The 922-nt window shown below is 65.7% G+C and carries 1 pseudogene; it reads left to right on the top strand.

Features of this window, described 5'->3' with window-relative positions:
- A pseudogene (locus I5W_RS28555) lies at window positions 1-922 on the top strand (thiamine pyrophosphate-dependent enzyme); the annotation flags it as partial.

Genomic DNA, 922 nt, shown 5'->3' with positions numbered 1-922 from the left:
GCCGCCTGATTTCATGCCGACCAATCTGCAACCGCTGGCCATCCCGCCCAGCCTGCCCTCGGCACGCGCCCTGGATGAACTGGCCGAGCGCCTCTTGAAGGCCCGGCGTCCGCTGCTGTGGCTGGGCGGCGGGGCGCGTCATGCCGGGTCGCAGGTGCAGCGCTTGCTGGCGCTGGGCTTTGGTGTAGTCACCAGCACCCAGGGCCGGGGCATCGTGGCGGAGGATGATGCGCGCTCGCTGGGCGCCTTCAACCTGCACAAGCCGGTCGAGAATTTCTATCAAAGCTGCGATGCCATGCTGGTGGTCGGCTCGCGCCTGCGCGGCAATGAAACCCTGAAGTACGAACTGAAGCTGCCGCGTCCGCTGTACCGGGTCGATGCCGATCCGGCGGCCGAAGGCCGCTGCTATACCAGCGACTATTTCGTCTGCGGCGATTCGGCCCTGGTGTTGGGTGGCCTGGCCGATCGCCTGGCGGCGTTGCAGGTCGATCCCGCCTTCATGGCCGACCTCAAGCAGGCGCGCGAGAGCGCCGTGCATGGCTTGCTCGATGGGCTCGGCCCCTACGGCACGCTGGTGGAACAATTGCAGCAGGCTGCGGGACGTCAGTTCAACTGGGTGCGCGACGTGACCGTCTCCAACAGTACCTGGGGCAACCGCTACCTGCGCATCTTCGATCCGCGCGCCGGCGTTCATGCGCTGGGAGGGGGCATCGGGCAGGGCCTGGCCATGGGCATCGGCGCGGCCATCGGCGCGGCCGTCACGCAGTCGGGCAAGAAGACGTTCACCCTGGCCGGCGTCGGCGGCTTCATCCTCAACCTGGGCGAACTGGCCACGGCAAAGCAAAGAGCAGGCCGAGCAAAGTGATCAAGGTTATGAATGATCAGGTTCATGGGTCATCAAGTATATCCAGGATGCGCAATA

Origin of the sequence: Herbaspirillum sp. B65 (assembly GCF_000333555.1) — a bacterium.
Lineage (GTDB): Bacteria > Pseudomonadota > Gammaproteobacteria > Burkholderiales > Burkholderiaceae_D > Herbaspirillum > Herbaspirillum rubrisubalbicans.
This window is presented reverse-complemented; position numbering and strand designations above follow the sequence as displayed.